We start from the raw sequence: 26,810 nt of genomic DNA on the forward strand, positions 1-26,810 counted from the left end.
CTTAGAGGTCCGGGTACATGCGGCCCGGATTGAAAATTCCGGACGGATCGAAACCGGCCTTCAGTCGCCGATGGATCGCCGCCACGGCCGGCGCCAGCGGCGCGAATACTCCGGCGCCGTTGCGCTCGCCCTGGTCGCCCGCGCGCCACAGGCTGGCGTGGCCGCCGGCATCCGCCGCGGCGGCGCGGATCGCCGCCGGGTTCCCCGGCGCGGCAGCCAGCCAGCGCTGGGCGCCACCCCATTCGATCAGCAGCGCACCCGGCAAGACCAACGGCGGCGTGGTGGATGGCAGCGAAAGCCGCCAGAGCTCGTTCCCTCCATTAAAAAACGCCGCCGTCTGTTCGCGCATGCCGTTCCAGAAAGCATCAGCCTGCGCCGCCGGCAGCGCGGCGCCGCCCAGTTTTTTCTGGGCGCTGGTCACGGCTGCAGCCGCCCCTTCGAAACGGATCGTCAGCAAGCCATCCTGCCAGGTGCTGGCGGAAATCGGCAAGGGCTGGCCGCCCCATTGATTCAGTTGCCGCAAGGCGTCCGCCTGGCTCATCTCGAAGCGATGCGTGGCGCGCAGCGCCGGCTGCGGCAACACCTTCAGCGAAACCTCCAGGATCAGGCCGAGCGTGCCCAGCGAGCCAGCCAACAGGCGCGAGACGTCGTAGCCGGCGACGTTTTTCATCACCTGGCCGCCGAAATGCAATATTTCGCCGCGCCCGTCCATCAGCACCGCACCGAGCACGAAATCGCGCACCGCGCCCACCGCCGCCCGGCGCGGCCCCGCCAGGCCGGCAGCCAGCATGCCGCCCACCGTGGCGCCCGGACCAAAGTGCGGCGGTTCGAACGCCAGCATCTGCCGCTGCTGCGCGAGCGTCGCCTCGATCTCGGCCAGCGGCGTGCCGCAACGCGCGGTAATCACCAGTTCGGTCGGCTCGTAATCGACGATGCCGCGGTAGTCGGTGGTCGACAGCAGTTCGCCCTCGGCCGCGCAGCCGTACCAGTCCTTGCTGCCGCCGCCGCGAATCCGCAACGGCTGATGTTCGGCGCTGGCGCGCAGAACGCGCTGGCGAAATTCCTGTAGTGCCTGTTCCATGGGATCGCTCTCAAAAGCGCGGCAAATTGGCAAACTTCAATTGGCCGCGCCGCACATGCATCTTGCCGTTTTCGGCGCAGCGCACCAGGGTTGGAATCGCCTTGTCCGGATTCAGCAGGAAAGCGGGGTCGAAGGCGCGCTTGACAGCGAAAAACGCTTCCCGCTCCTCGGGCGAAAACTGCACGCACATCGAATTGATTTTCTCGATGCCGACGCCGTGCTCGCCGGTGATGGTGCCGCCGACCTCGACGCACAATTCAAGGATCTCGGCGCCGAACAATTCGGCCCGGTGGAATTCGCCCGGTACATTCGCGTCGAACAGGATCAGCGGGTGCAGATTGCCGTCGCCGGCGTGAAACACATTGGCGCAGCGCAAGCCATATTTGTCCACCATCGCCTCGATGCCGAGCAACACCTGCGCCAGCCTCTTGCGCGGAATGGTGCCGTCCATGCAGTAATAGTCCGGCGAGATGCGGCCGGCGGCGGGGAATGCATTCTTGCGTCCGGACCAGAAGCGCAGGCGCTCGGCCTCCGACTGCGACACCTCGATCCGGGTGGCGCCGGCCGCGGCCAGCACCTCGCTCATGCGGGCGATCTCTTCCTCGACCTCGTCCGCAGTGCCGTCCGATTCGCACAAGAGGATTGCCTCCGCCTCGGTGTCATAGCCGGCCTGCACGAACGGCTCGACCATGCGCGAACTGGTGCGGTCCATCATTTCCAGCCCGGCCGGAATGATGCCGGCGGCGATCACGGCAGCCACCGCATCGCCGCCCTTCACGACGTCGTCGAACGAGGCCATGATGACGCGCGCCGCCTGCGGCTTCGGCACCAGGTTGACCGTGACTTCGGTAACGATGCCAAGCATGCCTTCGGAACCGATGAACACCGCCAGCAAATCAAGGCCGGGCGCGTCCAGCGCCGTACTGCCCAGTTCCACCACTGTGCCGTCGATGGTCACCATGCGCACCCGCAGCACGTTGTGCACGGTCAGGCCGTATTTCAGGCAGTGCACGCCGCCCGAGTTCTCGGCGACGTTGCCGCCGATGCTGCAGGCGATCTGCGACGACGGGTCGGGCGCGTAATACAGGCCGTGCGGCGCGGCCGCTTCGGATATCGCCAGGTTGCGTACGCCCGGCTGCACCACCGCGATGCGCGCATGCGGGTCGACCCTGACGATGCGGTTCAGCTTGGCGGTGGACAGCACCACGCCATCCGCGATCGGCAAGGCGCCGCCGGACAGGCCGGTGCCGGCGCCGCGCGGCACGATCGGCACCCGCATGCCGCGGCAGGCATCCAGGATCGCGACTACCTGCGCCTCGTTCTCGGGCAACACAACCACCATCGGCAATTGCCGATAGGCGGCCAGGCCGTCGCACTCGTACGGCCGCGTGTCTTCTTCGTCGGACAGGATGCAGTGCGCCGGCACGATCGCGCGCAGCGCGGCCACGACCTGCTGCTTGCGGCCGGCGGGAAAGGGCTGTTCTGAAGGCATGTTCATCGTGATTCCGCTCGACTGCCGCCCATGGCGGGAAAGGCAGCGTCAGCGGAGCGCCGACGCCCGGCTAAAGTGTAACGAAACTATGCGCGGCGGGGGGAAATACGCGCCCTTCGCGGCTGAATGCTTTTGGCACCGGCGATGAAAAAAATTCATTCCGGCGCGCCCAAAATCATCGTTGCTAGTTTTTCAGCCAGCCGCGGCGCCGGAAATACCAGAATGGCGCGGCCGCCGAAGCAACCATCATCAACAGCGCCAGCGGATAGCCGAAGCTCCAGTCGAACTCCGGCATCAGCTTGAAGTTCATGCCGTAGATGCTGGCGATCAGCGTCGGCGGCAGGAAGGCAACCGAGGCCACCGAGAAAATCTTGATGATCTTGTTCTGGTTGATGTTGATGAAGCCGACCGTGGCATCCATCAAGAAGTTGATCTTGTCGAACAGGAACGCGGTATGGCCGTCCAGCGATTCGATGTCGCGCAGGATCTGGCGCGCCTCTTCGAACTGGTCCGGGTTCAACAGCCGGCCGCGCATCAGGAAACTGACCGCGCGCCGGGTGTCCATCATGTTGCGGCGGATGCGGCCGTTCAGATCTTCCTCCTGCGCGATCGCGTTCAGGATTTCTGCCGCCGCGGCGTCGGTCAGTTCCTTCTGCAGCACGCTGCTGCTGACGCTCTCCAGGTTTTGGTAGATCCCTTCCAGCGCATCGGCCGAATACTCGGCATCGGTCGAGTAGAGGTCAATCAGCACATCCTTGTAATCGGTGATCGAACCCGGACGTGAGCGGGCGCGCATGCGCACCAGGCGAAACACCGGCAGGTCTTCGCTGTGCACCGAAAACAGCATGTTGCGCGCGAGGATGAAGGCCACCGTGACGGTCGGCGTCGGGCCGTCGTCTTCGTCGATCAGGAAATCGGTGCGCAAATGCAGGTCGCCGTTTTCCGCTTCGTAGTAGCGCGCCGATGCTTCGATGTCCTTGACCTCGTCCTCGCCCGGCAAAGTCACGCCGTAGATGCTCTTGACCCAGGTGCGCTCGTCGTCGTTCGGGTCGGTCAGATCGACCCAGACCGGGTGGCTGCTTTCCAGGTCGGCGCGCGTCTCCACCTTGGTCTGGTTGAGCCGCCCGTTTTGCAATACGAATACATTAATCATGTGAGGTTCCTGCTGTGCCGTAGCAACACAAGGCATGCGGCGAGGGTATGCCACAGCATGCGCGGATATTCAGGGGCGGGATCCGGTGCACACGACCGGCGGCGCGCCGCCTGTCAGGTGGCGCCAGGCGCTGCAGCAACGCACTTTCTATCTTGACCGGGACGGATGACCGCGCGATGACAGCCGGAATCGGGCCGGCCGCTGCGCTGTTCCACGAACGAGAACAGCGCAAGTGTACTTTTATCGCTGGCCGCAGGCAAGCGCCGATTCGGCAGTGATCGCCAGGGCAGTTCGGCCGCACCCATGCGCCGCAGGATCAATGCGGCACGGCGCTCCAGATAGGCCGAGCCGCGGTTCTTGTCGTAATAGCGCGGGTTTGGCAGCATGACCGCCAGCCGCGCGGCCTGGCCCGGACTGAGATCGGCAGCTGCCACCCCGTAGTAATGGCGGGCCGCCGCTTCGGCGCCGAACACGCCATTGCCCCATTCCACCACGTTCAGGTAAATCTCGAAAATGCGCTCCTTGTCCATCCAGAATTCCAGCATGTAGGCAATGATGAATTCCTGCCCCTTGCGCAGGTAGCTGCGTTGGCCGGAAAGAAACAGGTTTTTTGCCAACTGCTGTGTGATGGTCGAGCCGCCCGCCACCACCCGTCCCTTTCTCTGGTTTTTCTGATACGCCTTTTCCAGCGCTTCCCAATCAACGCCCTGATGTTCGGCAAAGCTGGAATCCTCGGCGGCGATGATTGCACGTTTCAAATGCCGGGAAATCCGCTGGTAGGGGACCCACTGGTGTTGCAGCGTGGCGCGCGGGTTCTTTTCCTGCAACACCGATAGTTGCCGCTGCATGAAACTGGTGGATTCCGGGTTATGGCGTACCCACCAGCCGATCTGCAGAAAAAAATACAACTGCATCACCAACACGAGCGCAATCGCGGTCCCGCTCAGCCACAGCGCCCAGCGCAGCATCCGCCTCATGCGGCAGCGTCGAGTTGAGCCCGCAACTCGGTCAGCACCGGCGCGGTAGCGGGACGCACGCCGCGCCACAGGAAAAACGATTCCGCCGCCTGTTCCACCAGCATCCCCAGGCCATCGCGCGTGCGCGCGCCATGCCGCTTGGCAAACTGCATGAAGACGGTCGGCTGGGCGCCGTACATCATGTCATAGCAGAAGGTATCGGCACCGAACACGGCCGCCGGCAGCGGCGGCATCTGCGCCTCCAGGCTGGCCGAGGTGGCATTGATGATGATGTCGAACGCGGTACTCAAATCGGCGAACTCGCAGGCAGCAATCGGCCCATGGGCGGCAAAGCGCTGCGCCAGTTCCAGCGCGCGGGCGGCGGTGCGGTTGGCGACGACGAGCTGCGCCGGCTGCTGCTCCAGCAAGGGTAGGATGACGCCGCGCGCGGCGCCGCCGGCACCCAGCAGCAGGACGCTTTTGCCGGCCAGCGCGACGCCGGCATTGCGTACGATGTCGGTGACCAGGCCGACGCCGTCGGTATTGTCGCCAAAGATGGCCTCGCCATCGAACATTAGCGTATTCACCGCGCCCGCCGCCAGCGCGCGCGGACTCACGCTGGTTGCCAGCCGCAACGCCTCCAGCTTGAACGGCACGGTGACATTGGCGCCTTTGCCACCGGCGCGCATGAAATCGCGCACGGTTTGCGCAAAGCCGTTCAGCGGCGCCGGCAAACGCCCATAAGTCAGGCACTGGCCGGTCTGGGCGGCGAAGCGCGCGTGTATCTCCGGCGATTTGCTGTGCGCCACCGGCTGCCCGATCACCACATAACGATCCGGCGCCTGCATCAATTGCCCCCCCTTAATTCGGCTTTCAGTGCTTCCTCGCGCGTGAAATTGAAGCGCGTGATGATTTCCCAGACGTCATCCTTGCCGGCCGAACGCATATTGGGCGGGAATCGCCCGAACGGCGCGGCGCGGGTAACGATGCGCAAGGCGGCCTGGTCCAGCGCCGGATTGCCGGACGAGCGCTCGACCCGCGGCCCGCCTTCTTTCAGGTACAAGCTGCCGTCGTGGAAGAGCGGGATGTACAGCACCAGTTCGCCGTACAGCTTCCTGCCGTTTTGCTGCGGAAAATTCAGGGTGCCGATTTTTTCGATCCGGTCCTGCAGCGACTTGTAATACATCGCGTAGCCGACCTCGCGCGTGCTGGTGGTGATCTGGGTTTTCTTCGGCCGCTTGTTGTAATCCTCGATATTCCTGGCGATCTCCGCCTCCATCCGTGCGATCGCCTGCGCGCTGTCGATTTCATCGGCGCCATTCGTTTGCGGCTGCGCTTCCTGCGGCTTGTCGCGTGCGGTGGGCGGCGTTGCCAGCGCCGTTTTGGCGGCCAGGCTTTGCAGCAGCTTTTTCTGTTCCTGTTCCAGCTCGGCGACCCGGCGCCGGGTCTTTTTGGCGCTGTCGCCGTCTTCCGCCCTGCGCATATCGGGCAATGGCGATTTGGCGCGCCCCAGCTCGGCATTGCCGCCGCCATCCAGATTGGCCTGGGCCAGCGCCTCCGCCTTCAACGGCTTTTTGTCATGCCTGGCATTCACCAGAATCACTTCCAGCCCGGGGTCGAACGGCTTCTGGCGCAGCAGTTCCGGCGCCGTAAAATGGACCGCCAGCAAGGCACCGTGTGCCAGCAGCGAAAACGCAATGGCGAATGCCAGCAGTCGATTTTCCGGAAGCAGCTTCACGTGCGGCATTAAGTGGTGTTGGCGGGGAAAGGCGATTCTACGTCAAGCCGCGGGTTCGTTATCCGCCGCCACCGCAGGCGCGGCCTCCGGTACCTCGGCCGCGCCGTCCGGATTCGTCTCCATGCCGGTCTCTACCTCGAGGGCGGCGTCCAGCGTCTCCATGTCGGCATCGGAGACCGCGGCCGCCACCTCGTGCAGGCGCGCTTCGACGTTCAGGCTAACCTCGTCCCAGCGAATCAGGTCCAGCTTGACCTGAGTGCCACGCGCCAATTCCGGCATGCCGGGCAGCTTGATCACCAGCGGAATCTCGACCAGGCGCAAGATTTCCTCCTTCAGCACCACGGCGTCGACACGCTGCGCCTGTTCCTGTTCCAGCCAGCGCAGGCACCAGTAGCGTTCCATGATCGCCTGGAAATCTGCGTAGCCGCTGTAAATGCCGTCGAAGGCGGAGACGATCGCATACAGGTCGGCATCCTTCGGCTTGAAGGGCGCCGCCAGCGGTGCCGTCACGCCGTGCTCGACACAGGCCAGGATCTGCCACTGGTTGAGCAGGTCGGGATAGCGCCGCAGCGGCGAGGTGCTCCAGATATACTGGTCCACGCCCAGCCCCTGGTGTGGCGCCGCATGCGTCACCATGCGCACCTGCATACGCGCAGCCCAGCCGCCGCTGCCGCCGCCCTGGGCGCGGTAGATGCCGGGCACGCCATGCTCGTGCAGCAGCTTGCCCCAGGTGCTGTTGGCGAAAATCATCAGTTCGGCGACGATCTTGTCGAGCGGCGCGCCGCGCTTGCGGCGCTCGATGGTGACGATGCCGTCGGTCACCGAAAAATTGAAATCGACCCGATTGGTCTGCTCCGGCCGCAAACCAAAACCCTCGCGCTTGGCCATGCGCGCCTTCTCCAGCGCCTGTGCCCAGTGCCACAGCACGGTCAGATCATCCTTGTGCGGATAGTCGCCGGCGCCGCTTGCCAGCGCCTCCTCGGTCACCAGCGCATCGAGGTCGTTGTGGCGCAGATTACTGGCAATCGGCACCATTTCGGACCTGGTTTCGGTGGCCTGCACCGACCAGTCGGCCGGGTCGAGCAGCGCATACAGCGACAGCGCCGGGCAGGTCTGGCCGGCAGCCAGCGTGTAGGCATCGATTACCTCCTCCGGCAGCATGGTGATCTTGGTGCCGGGCGCATACACGGTCGACATACGCTGGCGCGCGACTGCATCCAGCGCATCATCGCGCCGGATCGCGAGTCCCGGCGCGGCGATATGGATGCCGATGCGCAGCTTGCCGTCGGCCTGCTGGGTGATGGAAAAAGCATCGTCGATTTCGGTCGTGCTGGCATCGTCGATCGAAAAAGCCTGCACCGCCGCCAGCGGCAACGCCGGCGATGGCGGCACCGGCAGCGCGGGAAAGCCGGTTCCTTTCGGGAAATATTCGAACAGAAAGCGCGCCATATGCAGTTCCTGCGGCGAAGCGATGCCGCCGGTAGCCAGCATCAGGGCCTGCGGCGAGGTCTGCAGCTCGTTGCAGGCGGCTTCCAGCGCCTTGTATTCGATGCTGTTCTTGTCGGGCTTGAACAACAGCTGGCGTACCAGCGGCTGCAACTCCTGCGGCAGGCAATGCTGCTTCAACTGCTGCACGTATTCGGCCTGGACCTGCGCCTGGCGTTTCTTTTTTTCGATACCGGCCAGAGCCGCCTTCAGCGCCGCTTCCGGCGCCGCCTTGTAGCGCCCCTTGCCCTTCTTGTAGAAATAGATCGGTGCCGCATGCAGGCCCAGCAGTAGGCCCGCAGCCTCTTCCGGCCGCGGCGCATGGCCGAAATATTCGGTACCCAGATCGGCGAAGCCAAATTCGTCCTGACCGGCGACTTCCCATAGGAATTCCAGATCGATCTCGCCGGCAATCCCCTTCGCCTCAGCCAGCAATTGAATCGGCTCGGGTGCCGCGAATTGCAGCAGCACGTCGCGCGCCTTGACCTTGCAGCGCTTGCCGGATGGCATCTCGACCTGGTACGCCTCGCCCTGCTGCGATAGGACTGCGCCGGCCTTGAAGTCGCCAGATTCCTCGAAAAATAGATTCATGAATGCTTGCTGGTTGGTTGCTTGGTGGCGGCTAACCGCCGGTTGACTGGTTAGTCGGGTATGCGCCGCGATGGTTCGGCTACTAATGGCAAATCGAGCTCGGCAATGGTTGGCAGAAATACTTCGGTCACCAGCAAGACGCCGTTGCGGCGCCGGTACAGGCAGCGGCGCGCCCACAGCGGATGTTGCACCGAATCCGGTCCGAGCGCGGCGCGAGCCCGCTGCAGCAGCGGATGGCGCAGCGGCAGGCGCGCAAACTGCAGCGCGCCGCGCACCACGCGCGGATCGCTGAACAGCGTCGTGCCCAATGAGCGCTCCCCCAGGGTACCGAAAAACGGCCAATCCGTCGCGCTCGCCTGCAGCGGCACGACGGTGTGCGCATACACTATCGCCTGACCGTCGCACTGCAGCAGCACTTCGCGCTCCTGCACGCAGCGCCGACGCGGCAATTGTGCGGCATCAACTTCGTCTGCCAGGCAAACGGCCCGGCCCTGCCGCAGCCGGCGCACCCGGAATCGGCCGCAGCGCGCGGCCAGCTTCAGTGTCAGCGACGCCGTATCAGCCAGCCAGCGACGCATTGGCGGCGGCGGGTTGACGCCGTTGACGTGCGGCAGCCAGCGCGCCTGAGATCCCGCCCGTGCCATCAACTGCGCACCTGTGCCGTGCTGCCGCAGAACTGCAACACCTGGTCCAGATAACGCTCGAAGTCGCTGATGCCGTGGTCGCTGCCATCGATCACCAATTGCCGCGCACCGGCGTAATGGGCGACCATCTGGCGCCAGTCAAGCACCTCGTCGCCGGTCGCCGCGATCAGGAAATAACGCTCTGGCTCGGTAATCCGGTTCACCGCCAGCGCCCGCAGTTGATCCAGATATTCGACCTTGAATTCGAACGGTTCGTCGGAATGCCACGCGCTGCCTGCGCCGACGTACTGCTCCAAGTCGCGCGGCGGCGTCACCGCCGGGTTCAGCAACACCGCCCGGCAACTAAGTTGCTCGGCCAGCCAGGTGGCGTAATAGCCGCCCAGCGAAGAACCGATCAGCGTCAATTGCGCTGGCGGGCAATCGCGCACCAGTTGCTGCGCCAGCCGAATCGCCTGCGTGGGCGAAGCCGGCAATTGCGGGCAGCAGTATTCGGCGGCGCGCCCAAGCGCCTGCAGCCGCCGGCCGATCAATTGCGCCTTGAAGGATTGCGGCGACGAGCGAAAACCGTGCAGATACAGGATCATCGGGCCAGTGCGTCCAGGATTTTCTGATGCACGCCGCCGAAACCGCCGTTGCTCATGACTAATATATGGTCGCCGTGTCGGGCCGCCTGCGCCACCGCGGCCACCAGCGCCGCCAAGTCATGGTGGGTTGCCGCCCGCGCGCCGAGCGGCGCCAGCGCCGCCGCCAGATCCCAGCCGAGCGCGTCCTTGCCGCCACCCTGCGCGCCGTAGCCGAACACCAGGTCGGCGCCGTCCAGGCTGGGCGCCAGCGCGGCCTTCATCGCCCCCAGCTTCATCGTGTTGGAGCGCGGCTCCAGCACGGCCAGGATGCGCGCATTCGGCTCGGCAGCGACCTTCTGGCGCAAGCCGGCGACCGTGGTCGCGATCGCGGTCGGATGATGGGCGAAATCGTCGTACACGCGGATGCCGTTGACCGTGCCGCGCAGTTCCATGCGACGCTTGACGTTTTCAAAGCGGGCCAGTGCCGCGATCGCCTGCGCCGGCGGCACGCCGACATGGCGCGCAGCGGCGATCGCCGCCAAGGCATTACTCCGGTTATGCTCGCCCAGCAACGCCCAGGACACCGTGCCTTGCGGCTCGCCGCGCAATACCACGTCAAAATCGCCGTTTTCATGCGCGAGCACGTTCCAGTCGCAATCGGCGGCCGCTCCCAGCCATTCGAGTCCGCTCCAGCAGCCGCGCGCCAGCACGCGCCGCAGCGCGGCCTGATCGCCGTTCACCAGCAAGCGGCCAACACCCGGCACGGTGCGCACCAGGTGATGGAACTGGGTCTCGATCGCCGCGAGGTCGGGAAAGATGTCGGCATGGTCGTACTCGAGATTGTTCAGAATCGCGGTGCGGGCGCCGTAATGGACGAATTTGCTGCGCTTGTCGAAAAACGCAGTGTCGTATTCGTCGGCCTCGATCACGAAAAACGCCGAGTCGTTCGGCGCCAGCCGCGCCGACATGCCGAAATTCACCGGCACGCCGCCGATCAAAAAGCCCGGCGCATAGCCCGCGTCTTCCAGTATCCAGGCCAACATCGATGCCGTCGTCGTTTTGCCGTGGGTTCCAGCCACAGCGAGCACCCACTTATCGCGCAGGATATGCTGGCCAACCCATTGCGGTCCGGAAATATACGGCAATCCACGGTTCAGGATTTCTTCCATCAGCGGGTTGCCGCGCGATACCACGTTGCCGATCACGAACATGTCCGGCCGCAAATCCACTTGTTCCGGCCCGAAACCCTCGATCAACTCGATCCCCTGCGCCCGTAATTGCGTACTCATCGGCGGATAGACATTGCTGTCGCAGCCGGTGACCTTGTGCCCGGCCTCCTTCGCCAGCACCGCCAAGCCGCCCATGAAAGTGCCGCAGATGCCGAGTACGTGGATATGCATTGTAAAATTCCGGGGATGATGGATGCGGATCGATGCCGCCGGCTGGGCCGGCGCAGTCACGATTTTACCTGACCGGCTGCTTGCCAGCCGGCAGACTGGAGTAAATGCCAATGAACCAGCAAGCCAGTATTGAAGCGTTGCGCGCCGAAATCGCCGCCGGCGCGGCGCGTCTGATCGCGGAAGACGGTGTCGACTATGGTACTGCGAAGCGCAAGAGCGCGCACCAGATTTTGGGAAACACCAAAATACGCGGCAATTTCATGCCAGATAACATGCAAATCGAAGAAGAAGTGCGCACATATAACAAATTATTTCTGGCCGAAAGCCAGCCCGCGCGACTATTGCACCTGCGCCAACTGGCGCTGCAAATAATGGAACAACTGGAGCGCTTCCGGCCTTACCTGACTGGCGCGGTACAAAACGGCACCGCCGGCGTGCACTCCGATATTCATTTGCAGCTGTTCCCGGACAATGCAAAAGAGGTTGCGATGTTTCTTCTGAATCAACAAATTAATTGCGAAGTCTCGGAAACCCCGCATTTCAACGGCCATTCCGGCCCGATCGAGACCCTCAGTTTCGTCTGGCGCGGAGAAGGCGTCCATCTGGCCTTATATGAGGCGGATGATTTGCGCGCAGGCCCCAAAACGGCGGCCGGCAAGAAAATGGCGCGGGCCGACATCGCCAACGTGCGTATTCTGGTTGCCGAAGGAGCGATCGAATGAAAAAAAATATCGTGCTGCTTGTAGTGCTCGCAGCACTGGCGGCGACAGCCGGCATGTATTTCGGCGCCCGGAAATTTGCCCCGGCGGCGCCACAGCCGGCAGCCGTCTCCAACCTGTTCGGCCAGACGTTACCGGACGTCAGCGGCGTACCGCAAGCCTTGTCGCAATGGCGCGGCAAGCCGTTGGTGGTCAATTTCTGGGCCACCTGGTGCGCACCCTGCGTCGAGGAAATGCCGGAACTGACCCATCTGCAAGATGAATTAAGCGGAAAGAATATTCAGATCATTGGCATCGGCGTCGATACTGCCGCCAACATTACCGAATTTTCATCTAAATTGAAAATCAGCTACCCGCTATATGTGGCAGGCATGCACGGTGCAGACTTATCCCGGCTGCTCGGAAATCAGGCCGGAGGGCTGCCATTTACGGTCTTGCTGGATGCCCGGGGGCAAATCAAAAAGACTTATCTTGGACGCTTGAAAATGGATGAATTGCGCCGGGATCTGGCCACACTGTAGCCGCAGAGAATTTTTTGCCTTGCCAACCGGCGGTATTTGGCGGCAAAATGCGCCCATCGTCGGCAAACGGAGTTATATCTCCATGGCAAAAAATCTGCTTCTACTCAACGGCCCCAATCTCAACCTGTTGGGGACGCGCGAGCCGGAAGTATATGGCAGCACGACGCTGGCCGACATCGAACAGGCAGCACAGGCGCAAGCCAGGGCTGCTGGGGCAAGTCTGGCCTGCTTTCAAAGCAACCACGAAGGTGCACTGATTGACCGCATTCATGTGGCCAAAACCGAGCAAGTGGATGCGATTGTCATCAACCCGGGCGGCCTGACCCATACCAGCGTTGCCCTGCGCGACGCACTGGCGGCGGTCGCGATTCCGTTTGTTGAAGTCCATATCTCAAACGTGTACCGGCGCGAAGAGTTTCGCCGCTTTTCCTACTTGTCGGACATTGCGACCGGCGTAGTATGCGGTTTGGGACCGACCGGTTATCAAGCCGCGCTCGATTTTGCGCTCAAAAAGCTTTAATTTTCATTATCGTTCGACCAACCGGATTCGCAACGATTTCAATTCAATAAAGAACCTACCCGTTCCAAGGAACTTAAATGGACTTACGTAAACTGAAGACGCTGATCGACTTGGTGGCCGAATCGGACATTGCCGAACTGGAAGTCACGGAAGGCGAAAGCAAGGTACGCATCCTGAAGTCGTCATCGGCGCCGCAAACGCAAATGGTCATGATGCAGCCGCAAGCTGCGCTTCAGAATGCGCCCGCGCCGGCCCCGACTCCCGCTACAGCAGTCGTCAGCGCGGTGGCGGCACCGGCTGCGGTGCCGGAGGGTCACATCGTCAAGTCGCCGATGGTCGGGACCTTCTATCGCTCGTCGGCCCCCGGAGCCGCGGCCTATGTCGAGATCGGCGCCACGGTCAAGGAAGGCGACACGCTGTGTATCATCGAGGCCATGAAATTATTGAATGAAATAGAAGCCGATGCCTCCGGCGTGATCAAGCAAATTCTGGTCGAGAACGGCCAGCCGGTCGAATTCGGCCAGCCGCTGTTTGTGATCGGCTAGGTCGGGCGCCGCGTGTCACTTGCCGCCCGCCTGACGCCATCCGGCATGCATCCGACAGCCACTCCCGGCCGTCCGATCCGTAACGTCCAACTTTTCTTTTCTCATGTTTGAAAAAATACTGATTGCCAACCGTGGCGAGATTGCTCTTCGCATCCAGCGCGCGTGCCGCGAAATGGCTATCAAGACGGTCGTCGTACATTCCGAAGCCGACCGCGAAGCCAAATACGTCAAGCTGGCGGATGAATCGGTGTGCATCGGGCCGGCCGCTTCCGCGCTGAGCTATCTGAACATGCCGGCCATCATCAGCGCCGCCGAAGTCACTGATGCCGAAGCAATTCACCCAGGCTACGGCTTCCTGTCGGAGAATGCCGACTTTGCCGAACGCGTCGAGCAGTCGGGCTTCGTCTTCATCGGCCCGCGCCCGGAGTCGATCCGCCAGATGGGCGACAAGGTGTTGGCCAAGCAGGCGATGATCAAGGCCGGCGTGCCATGCGTGCCCGGCTCCGACGGCGCGCTGCCGGACAATCCGAAGGAAGTCGTCCAGATTGCGCGCAAGATCGGCTATCCGGTGATCATCAAGGCGGCTGGCGGCGGCGGCGGCCGCGGCATGCGCGTGGTGCATACCGAAGCCGCGCTGCTGAATGCGGTGACGATGACCAAGAGCGAGGCCGGCGCCGCCTTCGGCAACCCCGAAGTCTATATGGAGAAGTTCCTGGAGAATCCGCGCCACATCGAAATCCAGATCCTGGCCGACGAATTCAAGAACGCGGTCTGGCTTGGCGAACGCGACTGCTCGATGCAGCGCCGCCACCAAAAGGTGATCGAAGAAGCGCCGGCGATCGGCATTCCGCGCAAGCTGATCGAAAAAATCGGCGATCGCTGTGCGGTAGCCTGCTCCAAGATGGGCTATCGCGGCGCCGGCACCTTCGAATTCCTGTATGAAAACGGCGAGTTCTACTTCATCGAGATGAATACCCGGGTGCAGGTCGAACACCCGGTGACCGAGATGATCACCGGCATCGATATCGTGCAGGAGCAGATCCGCATCGCCGCCGGTGAAAAGCTGCGCTTCCGGCAGCGCGATGTCGAGTTGAAGGGGCATGCGATCGAATGCCGCATCAACGCCGAAGATCCGTACAAGTTCACGCCGTCTCCGGGCCGCATCACGTCCTGGCATGCGCCGGGCGGCCCCGGCATCCGGGTCGATTCACACGCCTATAGCGGCTACTATGTGCCGCCCAACTACGATTCGATGGTGGGCAAGGTGATCGCGCACGGCCCCACCCGCGAGCAGGCAATCCGGCGCATGCAGATCGCGCTGTCGGAAATGGTGGTCGAGGGCATCCTGACCAACATTCCGCTGCACCGCGACCTGATGGTGGACGCGCGCTTCATCGAAGGCGGCACCAATATCCATTACCTGGAACAGAAGCTGGCGGAAATGCCGGAACTGGCGAAAGTGATGAGCAAGCCGGCAAAAAAGTAGGGCGAGAGCCATGAGCTGGACCGAAATCGTCATCGAAATTCCGCGCAACGAGGCGGAAGCCCTGTCGGATGCCTTGCTCGACGCCGGCGCCCTGTCAGTGTCGGTGGAAGACGCCGATGTCGGCACCGCGGCCGAACGGCCGCTGTTCGGCGAGCCGGGGCTGGAGCCGGAGCAGAACGCCTGGCAACGCAGCCGCGTCATCGCCCTGGTGAACACCGGCGACGATCATCAGGCGCTGCTCGCTGCCGCCGCTGCCGCGTGCGGCATTCGCGACACGCCCTCGTACAGCCTGCGCCAGGTGGCGGAGCAGGACTGGGTGCGGCTGACGCAGTCGCAGTTCGAGCCGATCCATATCGGCAAGAACATCTGGGTCGTGCCAAGCTGGCACCAGGCGCCGGACCCGAACGCGCTGATACTGGAACTCGACCCCGGCCTCGCATTTGGCACCGGCAGCCACCCGACCACCCGGCTATGCATGGAATGGCTGGAAGCACATGCTCCCCGCGGACAATCGGTGCTGGATTATGGCTGCGGCTCCGGCATCCTGGCGATCGTCGCGCAAAAACTCGGCGCGACACGCGTAGTGGGCGTCGACATCGACCCGCAGGCGGTCGACTCGGCGCGCCACAACAGCCAGCGCAACGGCTGCCGCATCGAGTGCTACCTGCCAAACGAACTGAACGCGTCCGGCCAGGAACAACTATTCGAGGTCGTCATCGCCAACATCCTGTCCGGCCCGCTGCAACTGCTGGCACCAGTCCTGTGTCGGCACCTGGCAGCAGGCGGCCGCCTGCTGCTGTCCGGCGTGCTGGCGTCGCAAGCCGAGCAGGTGATCGGCGCCTATGCTCCTTTCCTGCCGCTGGCCGTTGCCCAGGAAGCGGACGGCTGGGTAGCGCTGGCAGGGGAACGACCACCCTGCGCGTCGGACTGACATGGCGCTGGCGACCCAATGCCCGCACTGCGGGACCACGTTCCGGGTTGCGCATGACCAATTGAAACTGCGCTCCGGCCTGGTCCGCTGCGGCGCCTGCAAGGAAATCTTCAACGGCATCGAGCATCTGCTGCACGCGGCCGAGCCCAACACCGCTGAGCGCCCGGAGGACGCTGGCAGCACGCTGATTCGAGCGACGGCACAGCCCGAACCGGAAACCGAGCAGGCGGCGGTTGACCCTGGCACGGCACAAGTTGCGGTCGATAGCGAAGCGCCAGAGCCGGCGCCATCTGCCGCAATTGCCGCAGCCGCCGATGATGGGTGGCCATCACAAGCGGACGCGGACGAGACGGCTGGCGAAGCTGCAGCCGGGCAGAGCGCGGCTGATCCGCTGCAGCGCATGACCCTGATGGATTTCGCGCGCGACCGGCAATCGCTGACGGATGATGCCGACGACAGCGTGCTTGATGGGGCCGACGAAACCGGACGCGCGATTGATGACTTGCAGCGCAAACCCTTGCGCCGCAGCATATCGCCAGCCGCCGCCATGGAGCCGGACCAGCCAGACGAGTTGGACGAACCGGATTTTATGGCGCGCGCACGCCAACGGCAGAATCACGGACGGATGCGGCGCGCCTGGCTGGCGGCTGCCTGTTTCCTGTTATTGCTGGGCGCACTGGGGCAAGGTGCGTACGCGTTTCGCAGCCAGGTCGCGGCCCGTTTCCCACCCACCCAGCCGCTGCTGGCCGCGGCCTGCGCCGCGCTTGGCTGCCGCATCGAGTTGCCGATGCAGATCGACAGCGTGACCATCGAATCGAGCGAGCTGCAAGCACTGGCGCCGGATCGGGGCACCTTCGCACTCAGCGTGCTGCTGCGCAATCGCAGCGCCACAGTGGAAGCCTGGCCGCACATTGAACTTACCTTGAACGATGCCAGCGAACAGCCGCTGGTGCGCCGGGTTTTTCTGCCGCGCGAATACTTGCCTGCAGGTCGCAGCGAAGACCTGGGCTTCGCCGCCGACAGCGAACAGTCGGTACGCATTTATTTTCAACTGGCAACGCCCAAGGTGACCGGCTATCGCATTTACCTGTTCTACCCCTGAATCACGAAAGGTGGGGTATGCCTGAAAATACGACTATCCTGCCCTATTTTAGGGCGATATCAAAATTACCTATCACAGTATAATGATGAAACGTTCAAACCGCTGTTTTTCCACGATACCCTCATGACATCCCTGATCTGCGGTTCCCTGGCCTACGACTCGATCATGCTCTTCGGCGGACGTTTTTCCGAAGCGATCCTGCCCGAACAGTTACACAAGGTGAACGTCGCCTTCCTGGTGCCCAGCCTGCGCCGCGAGTTCGGCGGTTGCGCCGGCAATATCGCCTACAACCTGAAGCTGCTGGGCGGTGACCCGCACATCATGGCCACCATCGGCCAGGACGGCGCCGCCTACCTGGAGCGGCTGGGCGGGTTCGGCATTGCGACCGCGCACATCCGCACTATCGACGACGCCTACACCGCCCAGGCCTTCATCACCACTGATGCCGACAACAACCAGATCACCGCCTTCCATCCGGGCGCGATGACCCTGTCGCACCGGAACCGGGTGGCCGACGCCGGCCCGGTCAAGCTGGCGATCGTCGCGCCCGATGGCCGCGACGGCATGCTGCAGCACGCGCGCGACTGCGCCGAGCTCGGCGTCCCGTTCATTTTCGACCCCGGCCAGGGTCTGCCGATGTTCAACGGCGACGAACTGAAACAGTTCATCGAGCTGGCGACCTATGTGGCGGTGAATGCCTACGAAGCAGAATTGCTGATCGAGCGCACCGGCCTCGGCCTACAGCAGATCGCGCAGCGGGTGTCGGCGCTGGTGGTCACCCACGGCGAACTCGGCGCCGAGATATTTACCGGCGGGCAAATCGTCCCGATTCCCTGCGCGCCGGCCACGGCGGTGGTCGATCCTACCGGCTGCGGCGATGCCTTCCGTGCCGGCCTGCTCTATGGCTTGACGCACGAGATGGACTGGGAAACCACCGGCCGTCTCGCCAACCTGATGGGCGCGATCAAGATTGCCTGCCAGGGCGGCCAGAATCATGCGCCCAGCCGCGACGAGATCGAACTGCGCTTCCAGCGCGCATTCGGCTACCGTTTCTAGCAGGCGCTTGGGCCCGCCTCGACAGCGGGCGCGGCAGCCGGCCACAGCGCCTGCCGCACGCCGGCCGGCGTCAGCTGGGCGCTATCGATCTCGACCACCTTGTGCCGACTGGTCTGGCCATGCGCCACCCGTACCCGGCTTTTCGGCACGCCGAGGCACTCGGCCAGATAGCGAATCAGGGCGGCATTGGCCCGACCCTCAATCGGCGGCGCTTGCAGCCGAATCTTCAACTCGCTGCCCAGCACCCCAATCACTTCATTTTTCCTGGCGCCAGGTGTCACCTGCAGCGCCAGGCGCACGCCGCCGGCAGCAGCGACGCACCACCCCTGGCTCATAAGCCGGAGATCAGCACGGCGCTGACGATGCGCAGGGCGATCTGCAGCAGCAGCAATGCAGCCAGGGGCGACAGGTCAATGTTGCCGATCAGTGGAATAATGCGGCGCAGCGGCCGCAGCAGCGGATCGTTCAAGGCACGCACAAAAGGCGCCAGCGGCGCCTGCGGATTGACCCAACTAAACACCGCATCGATGATCAGCGAGGCCATGAAGCCGTAAAAGATCCATTGAAACAGGCGCAGCAAGGCCAGCAAGAAAACCGTGCCGAATGAAAAGGCGGAAAGCGCCCAGATATCGACCACGATCGCGGCCAGCGCCATCAGGAAAGCACCAATCAGGGTGGCCCAATCGATGCCGCCGATTCCCGGCAACAATCGTCGCAATGGCCGCACCAGCCAGTCGGAAACCTGGAACAGGAATTGCCCGATCGACAGCGGCGGGCGCACCCGAATGATCTGCATCCAGAAGCGCAGCAGCAGCACGCCGCCCAGCACACTGGCGATAGCATTCACGATCAGCGAAAGAATATTCTGCAGCATCAAAATCCCATAAAAAAACCCACTGCGTGGCCTCGCGCCATGCAGTGGGTATTGTGCCTGAATTGAATCAAGCTTCCAAACGACTCCCGCTTACGGACGGGTGCCGGTTGGGAACGGCCATGCTGCTGCCGGAGCCAGCACCGTTTTGACTGCCGGCGCCGCTGCCTTGGCTGCCGGTTTTTTCGCGGCCGGCTTGGCTGCCGCTTTTACGGCCGGTTTGGCCGCCGGCTTCTTGGCTGCTGGCTTGGCGGCTGCCTTGGCTGCCGGCTTTTTCGCTGCGGCGGCTTTCGGCGCCGCCGCTTTTTTCGCTGCCGGCTTGGCAGCTGCCTTTACTGCCGGTTTTTTCGCTGCGGCGGCTTTCGGTGCCGCTGCTTTTTTCGCTGCCGGCTTGGCTGCGGCCTTCACCTTCACTGCCGGCTTTTTCGTTGCCACCGGCTTTTTGGCGGCAACCGCTTTCTTGGCTACCGGCTTGGCTGCGGCTTTTACTGCCGGTTTTTTCGCTGCGGCGGCTTTAGGGGCTGCCGCTTTTTTCGCTGCCGGCTTGGCTGCGGCCTTCACTGCCGGCTTTTTCGCTGCCACCGGCATTTTGGCTGCAACCGCTTTCTTGGCTACCGGCTTGGCTGCGGCTTTTGCCGCAGGCTTGGCTGCCGGCTTTTTAGCCGCAGCAGCCTTGGCCGTGGTTTTCGCCACCAGTTTCTTGACAGCGGCAGCCGCCTTCGCGGCTACCGACGTTTTTGCCGCAGCGGGTTTCTTCGCTGCGGTTTTTTTTGCTGCTGTTGCCATTTGTTTCTCCTTCACGTGATGGAAAATCAAGCTACAAGGTTGAAACCCGCCCGACTCATCGCGATGGGCCCAGCGGATTATTCATCGGCACAAGCAAGTCGCTGCTTGCGCTAATGAATACGGCACCAGCCGAACTGCTGCATCCCCTCACCGATGCAGCACTTCAGCCTTGTTTGACTGCGCCGGAACAGCCGACCTCGAAACGGCCGCCATCCGGCTCAATACGCGGCCATGCCGCCACAGTCAAAAAAAACGCCGGCAACCATGCCAGCGTCGGAATTCGATTTCAGGAAAACCGGCAAATTTCCCAAAGAAAAAGCCACCTCATCCGACAAGCGCGGACTCAGCGGCGGGCACAGACAAGATCGATTCGGTCTTCTGCTGTCCATTAATTTGGTGAACGCCTTTCGTTTCAGCAGTCGTCGGGTTCCGGACAAGGTCGACTGCAATCTGATTTTTGATTTACTGCTTTCGCCGGCCACGCAGGTTCAGAATCCTGGGTGCCGGCTTTGCGACTTCGACTGCTCATTCCCAGTTCAGCGCACCACCCGTTTGATATTCGATTACGCGGGTTTCGAAAAAGTTGCGCTCTTTTTTCAGATCGACCATTTCGCTCATCCATGGGAACGGATTTTCTTCCTGGTCGAACATCGGATCGAGTCCGATTTGCTGCGCGCGCCGATTCGCGATAAAGCGCAAATATCCTTTGAACATCGGCGCATTCAAACCCAGCACACCTCGCGGCATTGTATCCTCTGCGTAACGATATTCCAACTCTACCGCGCGCAAAAACAACGCTTTGAGTTCAGCGCGAAATTCCGCGGTCCACAAATGCGGATTTTCCATCTTGATCGTGTTGACCAGATCGATCCCGAAATTGCAGTGCATCGATTCGTCGCGCAGGATGTACTGATATTGTTCCGATGCCCCGACCATCTTGTTCTGCCGTCCGAGCGCCAGGATCTGCACGAAGCCGACATAAAAAAACAGGCCCTCCATCAGGCAGCAAAACACGATCAGCGATTTCAGCAGCTTCTGATCATTCTCCACGGTACCAGTCTTGAAATCGGGATCGGTCAGCGTATCGATGAACGGGATCAGGAACTCGTCCTTGTCGCGGATGGATGCGATTTCGTTGTAGGCGTTGAAGATTTCGCCTTCGTCGAGGCCGATCGATTCCGCAATGTACTGGTAGGCGTGGGTGTGGATCGCCTCCTCGAATGCCTGCCGCAGCAGGTACTGGCGGCACTCGGGTGCCGTAATGTGGCGATAGGTGCCGAGCACGATATTGTTGGCCGCAAGCGAATCGGCGGTCACGAAAAACCCCAGATTGCGCTTGACGATGCGGCGCTCGTCGTCGGTCAGACCGTTCGGATTCTTCCACAGCTCGATGTCGCGCTGCATGTTGATTTCCTGCGGCATCCAGTGATTGGCGCAACCGGCCAGGTACTTGTCCCAGGCCCATTTGTATTTGAACGGCACCAACTGGTTGACGTCGGTCTGACCGTTGATGATCCGTTTGTCGGCCGCATTGATACGGCGCGCCGCGCCCCCCGCGGCCGGCTCCGCCGCCTTCGCGACCAGCGCCGGATTCAGCGCCACATCGGCGCCTGTCTGGAGGCGGACCGCCACCGCTGGTTGCAAACCGGGCTGCGGTTGCATTGGCGGCTGCGGCGTGCGCGCATTCGTGGTGACGGTTGATTGCTCTTCCCAGTTCAGCATGGTTTCCTCTTTTCCTATTTACCCGATCGCCGCATGAACGGCGGCAGCCGTCCGGTTGGCCCGCGATCAGCCCGGCAACGCTTCCAGACCGACCGATATGCAGTACATTGGTTTTTTTACTGGCACGCCTCGCATTCCTCGAAGCCGGGATCGCCCGGGCGCATCGTGCATGCAGGCCCCGCCAACTCCTGGTCGTTGCCAGCGCCGCCAGTCACCTTGACCGCGTTCAGAGCACCGGTCCTGGAGGTAGATTTTTCCGTATGCGTGGCACTAGTGCTGCGCAGGTAGTAGGTCGTCTTCAGACCGCGCAGCCAAGCCAGCTTGTAGGTTTCGTCCAGCTTCTTGCCGGAGGCACCGGCCATATAGATGTTCAGTGATTGCGCCTGGTCAATCCACTTCTGACGGCGTGCGCCGGCTTCCACCAGCCAGGTCGGCTCCACTTCGAAGGCGGTGGCGTATATGTCGCGCAAATCTGGCGGAATGCGGTCGATGCGAGCCAGGCTGCCATCGAAGAACTTCAGGTCCGAAATCATCACCTCATCCCACAAGCTGCGCGCCTTCAGGTCGCGTACCAGGTATTCGTTGATTTCGGTAAACTCGCCCGACAGATTCGACTTCACATACAGGTTTTGATAGGTCGGCTCGATGCAGGCCGAGACGCCGATGATGTTGGAGATGGTCGCAGTCGGCGCGATTGCCACGCAATTCGAGTTGCGCATGCCGAACTCGCGGATGCGCGCGCGCAGTGCCGGCCAGTCCATTGTTTCCGAGGTGTCGACTTCCAGATAGCCGCCGCGTTCCTCAGCCAGCAGCTTCAGCGTATCCTGCGGCAGGATACCGCGATCCCACAGCGAACCGCGGTACGAGCTGTAACGGCCGCGCTCTTCGGCCAGTTCGGTCGAAGCCCAGTAGGCGTAATAGCACACCGCTTCCATCGAGCGGTCGGCAAATTCGACCGCGGCCATCGAGGCGTATGGCAGGCGCAGCATATGCAGGCAATCCTGGAAGCCCATGATGCCGAGGCCGACCGGACGATGGCGCAGGTTCGAATCGCGCGCCTTTTTCACTGCGTAGTAATTGATGTCGATCACGTTATCCAGCATGCGCATCGCGGTGCGGATGGTTTTCTGCAGCTTGGCCTGATCGATCTGGCCGTCCTTGATGTGCGCCGGAAGATTGACCGATCCGAGGTTGCAGACCGCGATTTCGGAATCGTTGGTATTGAGCGTGATCTCGGTGCATAGGTTGGAGCTGTGCACGACGCCGACGTGCTGCTGCGGAGAACGGATGTTGCACGGGTCCTTGAAGGTGATCCACGGATGGCCGGTCTCGAACAGCATCGACAGCATCTTGCGCCACAGGTCGAGCGCCGGGATTTTCTTGAACAGCTTCAGCTCACCGCTGGCCGCTTTCGCTTCATAGCCGGTGTACGCCGCCTCGAACGCGCGCCCCACCTTATCGTGCAGGTCCGGCACGTCGGACGGCGAGAATAGTGTCCAGTCCCCCTTCTCCATCACGCGCTTCATGAACAGGTCGGGGATCCAATTGGCCGTGTTCATGTCATGCGTGCGGCGGCGATCGTCGCCGGTATTCTTGCGCAGGTCGAGGAATTCCTCGATGTCCAGGTGCCAGGTTTCCAGGTAGGCACACACCGCGCCTTTGCGCTTGCCGCCCTGGTTGACCGCGACGGCGGTGTCGTTGACCACTTTCAGGAACGGCACCACGCCCTGCGATTTGCCATTGGTGCCCTTGATGTGGGCTCCGAGCGCCCGTACCGGCGTCCAGTCATTGCCCAACCCACCGGCATATTTGGCCAGCAGCGCATTCTCCTTGACCGCCTCGTAAATCCCGTCCAGGTCGTCCGACACCGTGGTCAGGTAACAGGACGACAATTGCGAGCGCTGGGTGCCGGAATTGAACAGGGTCGGCGTCGAGCTCATGAAATCGAACGAGGACAGCAGGTTATAGAATTCAATCGCGCGCGCTTCGCGGTCGATCTCGTTCAGCGCCAGGCCCATTGCCACCCGCATATAGAACGCCTGCGGCATCTCGATGCGGACCCCATCAACGTGCAAAAAATAGCGGTCGTACAGCGTCTGCAACCCCAGGTAGCTGAACTGCAGGTCGCGTTCCGGGACCAGGGCCTTGGCCAGCCGCGGCAAGTCGAACTCGGCCAGGCGCAGATCCAGGCGCTCGGCCTCGGTGCCGCGTTTAATGAATTTCGGAAAATATTCAACGTAGTGGGTCGCCGCATCCTGCTGCGCCACTTCCTGCCCGAATACTTCCTTGCGGATGGTGTGCAGCAGCAGGCGCGCCGTCACCTGGCTGTAAGCTGGGTCCTTTTCCATCAGCGCGCGCGCGGCCAGGATCGCCGACTTGTGCAGCTCCTCAACCGGGATGCCGTCATACAGGTTCTTGACGGTCTCGGTCTGGATCGCCTCGGCGTCCACGTGCTGTTCCAGTCCGGTGCAGGCGGCACCGATCAGGTCGCGTACGCGCGACATTTCCAACGGACGGCGTTGACCATCCTCGATCACGTGCAATTGCGGCTTGCCAGCCGCAGGCGCGGCGGCCTGGTGCTGCGCCCGCTGTTCCATGCGCTTGGCGCGATACAGGACATAGGCGCGCGCCACGTCGTGCTCGCCCGAACGCATCAGCGACAACTCGACCTGATCCTGGACATCCTCGATGTGGAACGTGCCACCGGCCGGCTGACGGCGCACCAGCGCCGCCACCACGCTGGCGGTCAGACGCTCAACCAGTTCACGCACCCGCGCCGAGGCGGCGCCCTGACCGCCACTCACGGCCAGGAATGCCTTGGTCATCGCAATCGAAATCTTGGACGGTTCGAAACCGACCACAGCGCCGTTACGGCGAATGATCCGGTAATCGACCAGGTTCGGCGACGGATTGGCAGCGGTGGCGGCGAATGCCGGAAAAGCGGGCATCGCGCCTGATTCGTTGCCGGAGTTCACGGAAATGTCTTGAGCGATAGGGTGCATTGAATCTCCTCGGACTATCGTTGGCGGCAGCCTGACTGCCGCCGGTCGTTATTAGCGGAGCGCCCGATGCTGCGGCGTCCGCGCGAATATTGCAGTGACATTGCAGTCACTGCTGTGGCCCGGAATGCCGGGCGCATCACAAACGTAAAAAACAAGGGCTGACCAAACTCGAGTGGAACGTCCGTCCATTTCGCCAGTCACGCCAGGCAGCCGATACGATAAGAAAGGCAGGCGATTTCAGGAAAGATTCCAATCAAATACTACATCTAGTGATCCGATTGAGAACGGCACTAATTCTAGTGCCCAATGCGGGTGGACGCAAGCCGAAAGCGTGATGATTTTTTTCAATGACAGGAGGCCGGCAGCGCGGCCTCAGGTTTCCTGCGGAAAACGCGGCAGCGAACCCTGCGCTGCCGCGCAGGCGGAATTGGCCAGCAGGATGCGATAGTGGCGCCAGTCAAAGAAAGGGCCGGGGTCCGTCTTGCGTCCGGGCGCGACATGTTCATGCCCGGCCACGGCGGCAAGCGGATAGCGCTGGCACAGAGCCTGCGTCAGCATCGCCAGCGTCGCGTATTGCTGCGCAGTAAATGGCTCGAAATCGGTGCCTTCCATCTCCACACCGATTGAAAAATCGTTGCACGCGTTGCGCCCGCCAAACGTCGAAACGCCGGCATGCCAGGCGCGCTCATCAGTCGAGACGAACTGCCACAACGCACCATCGCGGCGGATCAGGAAATGCGCGGATACGCGCAGGGTATGGATCTGCTCGAAATATGGATCGGCCGCACGATCAAGCCGGTTGCAGAATAGATCGGCAATATAGGGACCGCCAAATTGGCCCGGCGGCAGGCTGATGTTATGGATCACCAGCAGATCGACCGCGGCCGCATCGGGACGGCGATCGCAATTCGGCGAACGCAGATGCAGCGCGGGGCGGCACCAGCCATCGGCACCGATCTCGAGATCACGGCTGGCCGCGCCACTGTCATTCATCGTCAATCACGCTCGCGAATCGACAGCCGCTGCATGCGATAGCGCAATTGGCGAAAACTGATACCAAGCAATTCCGCCGCCTGGGTTCGGTTGAATCGGGTTCTGGCCAGTGCACGCCGGATGATCTCGCGCTCCACTTCGTCCAGATGCGCCGGCAGCGAACACGGCAGTGCGGGCGCCAGCGCGTCCGACGCCTCGGAATCGAACGCCGGTGAAGGCTGCGGTGGCGGCACGACCGACATCAACCTGCTCTCGGCGGCCGCTATGGCATCGGCTACCGGCTGCGCCGGCGCCTTGAGCGCCAGATCGACCACTTCGATCACGCCATGGTTGGCGAATGCCAGCGCGCGTTCCAGGATGTTTTCAAGTTCGCGCACGTTGCCCGGAAACGCATAGGCGCGCAAAGCCTCGATGGCCGCCGGCGCCAGAACGGCCTCGCAACCGGGCGCCGCCAGGCGGCCCAGGATCGCCGCCGCCAGTCGGTCGATATCGTCGCGCCGCTCGCGCAGCGGCGGCAGCCGCAGTTCGATCACGTTCAGGCGGTAGTACAGGTCCTGTCGGAATTTCCCGCGTTCGACGCAAGACTCGAGATTCTGGTGCGTGGCGCTGATCAGGCGCACGTCGACCGGTTCCTCCATGGTGGCGCCGACCTTGCGCACGCGCCGTTCCTGAATGGCGCGCAACAGCTTGACTTGCATCGCCAGCGGCAGATCAGCCACCTCATCCAGCAGCAGGGTGCCGCCGTTGGCGGCTTGGAAAAACCCATCCCGGTCTTCCACCGCGCCGGTGAATGCCCCTTTGCGGTAACCGAAAAATTCGGCCTCCATCAACGCCTCGGGGATGGCGCCACAGTTGACGGCGACAAAAGGTTTGTCGGCACGCGGACTGTGGGCATGGATATCGCGCGCCGCCAGTTCCTTGCCGCTGCCCGATTCGCCACGAATCGCCACTGGCGCCATGCTGCGCGCCAGGCGGACAATCTGGCCGCGCACCGCGCGCATCGCCTCCGAATCGCCGATCAGGCGCGAACGGAGCGTTGCCTCCTGCCAATCCACCGCCTGCTCCCGGCTTGGTGCCGTTCGGTGCACGCGCAGTGCAGACTGCACCATGCGCCGCAACTGGTCGAGTGCCACCGGCTTGGCCAGGTAATCGAAGGCGCCCGCCTTCAAGGCCGCGACCGCGTTGTCTGCGCTGCCAAAAGCGGTGATGACCGCGATCGGCGTATGCTTGCCGCCGCTACTCACTTCGCCAATCAGCTCGATGCCCAGCCCGTCCGGCAGGCGCATATCGGTCAAAACCAAGGCGTAATCGGTTTGCTGCAGGCAGCGCCGTGCGGCCTCGAGCGAACCGGCCGTGTCGACATCCAGTCCCATCTTGACCAGCGTGATCTCGAGCAGCTCGCACAGGTCGGCTTCATCGTCAATCACCAGAACGCGGGGTGCTGTCATCGAAT

24 protein-coding genes and 1 pseudogene are annotated in these 26,810 nt (G+C 62.6%); 9 read left to right on the plus strand and 16 right to left on the minus strand.

Annotation, left to right across the window (positions count from 1 at the left end; genetic code table 11):
• Position 1: 1 nt before the first annotated feature.
• The 10 genes and pseudogenes from glcE to mpl all read right to left on the minus strand — a co-directional run bounded on the left by glcE (position 2) and on the right by mpl (position 11,103).
• The gene (gene glcE, locus ACK2VC_RS06755) at positions 2 to 1,081 is read right to left on the minus strand and encodes a glycolate oxidase subunit GlcE (protein WP_486732843.1); all 1,080 of its coding nucleotides are present in this window, start codon (positions 1,079 to 1,081) and stop codon (positions 2 to 4) included.
• A gap of 10 nt (positions 1,082 to 1,091) precedes the next feature.
• Positions 1,092 to 2,579 carry an FAD-linked oxidase C-terminal domain-containing protein gene (locus tag ACK2VC_RS06760; RefSeq protein WP_486732844.1) on the minus strand — a complete coding sequence of 496 codons (1,488 nt, stop codon included), beginning with the start codon at positions 2,577 to 2,579 and terminating at the stop codon, positions 1,092 to 1,094.
• Positions 2,580 to 2,757: 178 nt separating this feature from the next.
• Complete coding sequence (corA, locus tag ACK2VC_RS06765) at positions 2,758 to 3,726, minus strand: magnesium/cobalt transporter CorA (protein WP_486732845.1); 969 nt, start codon at positions 3,724 to 3,726, stop codon at positions 2,758 to 2,760.
• 284 nt (positions 3,727 to 4,010) lie between these two features.
• A pseudogene (mtgA, locus tag ACK2VC_RS06770) lies at positions 4,011 to 4,703 on the minus strand (monofunctional biosynthetic peptidoglycan transglycosylase); the annotation flags it as partial.
• On the minus strand, positions 4,700 to 5,530 hold the full coding sequence (gene aroE / locus ACK2VC_RS06775) for a shikimate dehydrogenase (RefSeq protein WP_486733185.1): 831 nt from the start codon (positions 5,528 to 5,530) through the stop codon (positions 4,700 to 4,702). The gene aroE and the pseudogene mtgA, both read right to left, overlap by 4 nt.
• A complete protein-coding gene (locus ACK2VC_RS06780) occupies positions 5,530 to 6,429 on the minus strand; it encodes a TonB C-terminal domain-containing protein (protein WP_486732846.1) in 900 nt (299 codons plus the stop codon). Before ACK2VC_RS06780 ends, aroE begins: the two co-directional genes overlap by 1 nt.
• 33 nt (positions 6,430 to 6,462) lie before the next feature.
• Positions 6,463 to 8,496, minus strand: a complete 2,034-nt coding sequence (locus ACK2VC_RS06785; protein ID WP_486732847.1) for a ribonuclease catalytic domain-containing protein — start codon at positions 8,494 to 8,496, stop codon at positions 6,463 to 6,465.
• A 50-nt stretch (positions 8,497 to 8,546) separates the two neighbouring features.
• A complete protein-coding gene (locus tag ACK2VC_RS06790) occupies positions 8,547 to 9,140 on the minus strand; it encodes a chorismate--pyruvate lyase family protein (protein ID WP_486732848.1) in 594 nt (197 codons plus the stop codon).
• On the minus strand, positions 9,140 to 9,724 hold the full coding sequence (locus ACK2VC_RS06795; RefSeq protein ID WP_486732849.1) for a YqiA/YcfP family alpha/beta fold hydrolase: 585 nt from the start codon (positions 9,722 to 9,724) through the stop codon (positions 9,140 to 9,142). Before ACK2VC_RS06795 ends, ACK2VC_RS06790 begins: the two co-directional genes overlap by 1 nt.
• A complete protein-coding gene (gene mpl, locus ACK2VC_RS06800) occupies positions 9,721 to 11,103 on the minus strand; it encodes a UDP-N-acetylmuramate:L-alanyl-gamma-D-glutamyl-meso-diaminopimelate ligase (protein WP_486732850.1) in 1,383 nt (460 codons plus the stop codon). Before mpl ends, ACK2VC_RS06795 begins: the two co-directional genes overlap by 4 nt.
• Before the next feature lie 104 nt (positions 11,104 to 11,207).
• On the opposite strand from mpl, the gene ACK2VC_RS06805 reads away from it, so the two are divergent.
• From ACK2VC_RS06805 to ACK2VC_RS06840, 8 genes are all read left to right on the plus strand, one after another.
• On the plus strand, positions 11,208 to 11,825 hold the full coding sequence (locus ACK2VC_RS06805) for a hypothetical protein (protein ID WP_486732851.1): 618 nt from the start codon (positions 11,208 to 11,210) through the stop codon (positions 11,823 to 11,825).
• Entirely contained in the window at positions 11,822 to 12,343 is a 522-nt protein-coding gene (locus ACK2VC_RS06810) for a TlpA family protein disulfide reductase (RefSeq protein ID WP_486732852.1), read from the plus strand. The genes ACK2VC_RS06805 and ACK2VC_RS06810 overlap by 4 nt, the downstream gene beginning before the upstream one ends.
• An 82-nt stretch (positions 12,344 to 12,425) precedes the next feature.
• A complete protein-coding gene (aroQ, locus tag ACK2VC_RS06815; RefSeq protein ID WP_486732853.1) occupies positions 12,426 to 12,863 on the plus strand; it encodes a type II 3-dehydroquinate dehydratase in 438 nt (145 codons plus the stop codon).
• Positions 12,864 to 12,940: 77 nt separating this feature from the next.
• Positions 12,941 to 13,408, plus strand: a complete 468-nt coding sequence (gene accB, locus ACK2VC_RS06820; protein WP_486732854.1) for an acetyl-CoA carboxylase biotin carboxyl carrier protein — start codon at positions 12,941 to 12,943, stop codon at positions 13,406 to 13,408.
• A 103-nt stretch (positions 13,409 to 13,511) separates the two neighbouring features.
• The gene (gene accC / locus ACK2VC_RS06825) at positions 13,512 to 14,894 is read left to right on the plus strand and encodes an acetyl-CoA carboxylase biotin carboxylase subunit (protein WP_486732855.1); all 1,383 of its coding nucleotides are present in this window, start codon (positions 13,512 to 13,514) and stop codon (positions 14,892 to 14,894) included.
• Between the two features lie 10 nt (positions 14,895 to 14,904).
• Positions 14,905 to 15,825 (plus strand): 50S ribosomal protein L11 methyltransferase, encoded by a 921-nt coding sequence (gene prmA, locus ACK2VC_RS06830; RefSeq protein ID WP_486732856.1) that lies wholly within the window; start codon positions 14,905 to 14,907, stop codon positions 15,823 to 15,825.
• A gap of 1 nt (position 15,826) precedes the next feature.
• Positions 15,827 to 16,927, plus strand: coding sequence for a DUF3426 domain-containing protein (locus ACK2VC_RS06835; protein ID WP_486732857.1), 1,101 nt, complete (start codon positions 15,827 to 15,829; stop codon positions 16,925 to 16,927).
• Between the two features lie 123 nt (positions 16,928 to 17,050).
• Positions 17,051 to 17,983: a carbohydrate kinase family protein gene (locus ACK2VC_RS06840; protein WP_486732858.1), complete on the plus strand. Its 933-nt coding sequence runs from the start codon at positions 17,051 to 17,053 to the stop codon at positions 17,981 to 17,983.
• Here ACK2VC_RS06840 and ACK2VC_RS06845 read toward each other — a convergent pair.
• Together ACK2VC_RS06845 and ACK2VC_RS06850 are read right to left on the minus strand one after the other, a co-directional pair.
• A complete protein-coding gene (locus ACK2VC_RS06845; protein WP_486732859.1) occupies positions 17,980 to 18,318 on the minus strand; it encodes a DUF167 domain-containing protein in 339 nt (112 codons plus the stop codon). The two genes, ACK2VC_RS06840 and ACK2VC_RS06845, sit on opposite strands and share 4 nt — an antisense overlap.
• Positions 18,315 to 18,857: a YggT family protein gene (locus tag ACK2VC_RS06850; protein ID WP_486732860.1), complete on the minus strand. Its 543-nt coding sequence runs from the start codon at positions 18,855 to 18,857 to the stop codon at positions 18,315 to 18,317. Before ACK2VC_RS06850 ends, ACK2VC_RS06845 begins: the two co-directional genes overlap by 4 nt.
• Before the next feature lie 145 nt (positions 18,858 to 19,002).
• Here ACK2VC_RS06850 and ACK2VC_RS06855 point away from each other — a divergent pair, with 145 nt between their 5' ends.
• A complete protein-coding gene (locus ACK2VC_RS06855) occupies positions 19,003 to 19,659 on the plus strand; it encodes a hypothetical protein (RefSeq protein WP_486732861.1) in 657 nt (218 codons plus the stop codon).
• Between the two features lie 506 nt (positions 19,660 to 20,165).
• Here the strand turns inward: ACK2VC_RS06855 and ACK2VC_RS06860 are convergent.
• From ACK2VC_RS06860 to ACK2VC_RS06875, 4 genes are all read right to left on the minus strand, one after another.
• Entirely contained in the window at positions 20,166 to 21,302 is a 1,137-nt protein-coding gene (locus ACK2VC_RS06860; protein ID WP_486733186.1) for a ribonucleotide-diphosphate reductase subunit beta, read from the minus strand.
• 176 nt (positions 21,303 to 21,478) lie between these two features.
• Positions 21,479 to 24,310 (minus strand): ribonucleoside-diphosphate reductase subunit alpha, encoded by a 2,832-nt coding sequence (locus ACK2VC_RS06865; RefSeq protein WP_486732862.1) that lies wholly within the window; start codon positions 24,308 to 24,310, stop codon positions 21,479 to 21,481.
• Between the two features lie 426 nt (positions 24,311 to 24,736).
• Positions 24,737 to 25,357 carry a 1,6-anhydro-N-acetylmuramyl-L-alanine amidase AmpD gene (gene ampD / locus ACK2VC_RS06870; RefSeq protein WP_486732863.1) on the minus strand — a complete coding sequence of 207 codons (621 nt, stop codon included), beginning with the start codon at positions 25,355 to 25,357 and terminating at the stop codon, positions 24,737 to 24,739.
• A gap of 2 nt (positions 25,358 to 25,359) precedes the next feature.
• Positions 25,360 to 26,805, minus strand: a complete 1,446-nt coding sequence (locus tag ACK2VC_RS06875) for a sigma-54-dependent transcriptional regulator (RefSeq protein WP_486732864.1) — start codon at positions 26,803 to 26,805, stop codon at positions 25,360 to 25,362.
• Positions 26,806 to 26,810 lie beyond the last annotated feature (5 nt).

The sequence above is a fragment of the Herbaspirillum sp. WTB6 genome, assembly GCF_057457785.1.